We start from the raw sequence: 223 nt of genomic DNA, 5'->3' as shown, positions 1-223 counted from the left end.
CATCAAATTTTGCATCCAGATAGGCATAACTTGCAGTCGCAATCAGATCACGCCAAAGCTGTTTATTCCATGAAAATTCAACACCTTCACGTAAGGTCTGATCTGCATTACGAAAAGTAGAACGTCCATACTCGCTACCCGCTGAAACAATGTCATCTTTGGTTTTGGTCTGAAAAACAGCCAAAGTAAAATCACCTAGCAGATTTTGTGACTTTAAGCCCGC

1 protein-coding gene is annotated in these 223 nt (G+C 41.3%); it reads right to left on the bottom strand.

From position 1 onward, the window contains the following. Nucleotides 1-223: TonB-dependent receptor domain-containing protein (locus tag JR005_RS14725; RefSeq protein ID WP_228731664.1), on the bottom strand; the 223-nt coding region annotated here is incomplete at both ends.

The sequence above is a fragment of the Acinetobacter sp. Colony158 genome (assembly GCF_019264745.1).
Lineage (GTDB): Bacteria > Pseudomonadota > Gammaproteobacteria > Pseudomonadales > Moraxellaceae > Acinetobacter > Acinetobacter ursingii.
The sequence above is the reverse complement of the archived record's forward strand: the minus strand, read 5'-3'. Positions and strand labels throughout refer to the sequence as shown.